Origin of the sequence: Acinetobacter sp. YH12211 (assembly GCF_013418015.1) — a bacterium.
Taxonomy (GTDB): domain Bacteria; phylum Pseudomonadota; class Gammaproteobacteria; order Pseudomonadales; family Moraxellaceae; genus Acinetobacter; species Acinetobacter towneri.
On record NZ_VPCW01000067.1, the window covers coordinates 1 to 1,196 of the forward strand.

Below are 1,196 nucleotides of genomic sequence, written 5' to 3' on the forward strand. Positions count from 1 at the left end.
CAATACCATCTGCACCTTTTAAGGCATTAAACATATCGGTGATCGTACCCTCTGGGCCAATCAAGCCAATCTCACGAGCTAATTCCAGAGCTGATTTGCCGTCGGTACCATCTGCGCCATCAATACCTTTTAAGTAGGCCATCAGATCAGTTAGCGTTGCGCCCGCTGGCAGTAGATTTGCTTCAATTGCCAACTCAAGTGCAGATTTACCATCTGCACCATCGGTACCTTTTAAGTAGGCCATCAGATCAGTTAGCGTTGCGCCCGCTGGCAGTAGATTTGCTTCAATTGCCAACTCAAGTGCAGATTTACCATCCGCACCATCAGTACCTTTTAAGTAGGCCATCAGATCAGTTAGCGTTGCGCCCGCTGGCAGTAGATTTGCTTCAATTGCCAACTCAAGTGCAGATTTACCATCTGCACCATCTGCACCATCTGCACCTTTTAAGTAGGCCATCAGATCAGTTAGCGTTGCGCCCGCTGGCAGCAGATTTGCTTCAATTGCCAACTCAAGCGCTGATTTGCCATCGGTACCATCCGCACCATCAGTACCTTTTAAGTAGGCCATCAGATCAGTTAGCGTTGCGCCCGCTGGCAGCAGATTTGCTTCAATTGCCAACTCAAGTGCAGATTTACCATCTGCACCATCTGCACCTTTTAAGGCATTAAACATATCGGTGATCGTACCCTCTGGGCCAATCAAGCCAATCTCACGGGCCAATTCCAGAGCTGATTTGCCATCGGTACCATCCGCACCATCAGTACCTTTTAAGTAGGCCATCAGATCAGTTAGCGTTGCGCCCGCTGGCAGCAGATTTGCTTCAATCGCTAACTCAAGTGCAGATTTACCATCTGCACCATCTGCACCTTTTAAGGCATTAAACATATCGGTGATCGTACCCTCTGGGCCAATCAAGCCAATCTCACGAGCCAGATCCAGAGCTGATTTGCCATCGGTACCATCCGCACCATCAGTACCTTTTAAGTAGGCCATCAGATCAGTTAGCGTTGCGCCCGCTGGCAGCAGATTTGCTTCAATCGCTAATTCAAGCGCTGATTTACCATCTATACCTTTTAAGGCATTAAACATATCGGTGATCGTACCCTCTGGGCCAATCAAGCCAATCTCACGAGCTAATTCCAGAGCTGATTTGCCGTCGGTACCATCTGCGCCATCAATACCATCAATACCATCT

The 1,196-nt window shown here is 48.5% G+C and carries 1 protein-coding gene; it reads right to left on the reverse strand.

Annotation, left to right across the window (positions count from 1 at the left end; all coding sequences use genetic code 11):
• On the reverse strand, positions 1-1,196 hold a 1,196-nt coding region (locus FTU98_RS13810), incomplete at both ends, for a hypothetical protein (protein ID WP_373885925.1).